Here is a 247-nt window from a genome sequence, read left to right on the forward strand (position 1 = left end):
TGGAATAACCCGCTCCAATCGGTGTGATCAGTGGGCGCTCGAGCGCCCGTGCGATGGACGGATGAACCAGCACCAGCGCGCCACCGCCGTCGCTGATCACGCAACAGTCCAAGCGTCGCAACGGCGCGGCAATCAGCGGCGAATTCAGCACATCGTCCACCGTCACTGGCGTGCGCAGCATCGCCTGCCGGTTGTGCTGGGCATGGTGTGACGCTGCCACCTTGATCCACGCCAGTTGCTCGGCGGT

The 247-nt window shown here is 64.8% G+C and carries 1 pseudogene; it reads right to left on the minus strand.

Features of this window, described 5'->3' with window-relative positions:
- Window positions 1-247: pseudogene (locus tag AC0L2O_RS37295) on the minus strand (thiolase domain-containing protein); the annotation flags it as partial.

It is taken from the genome of Bradyrhizobium sp. Kon10 (assembly GCF_055807395.1).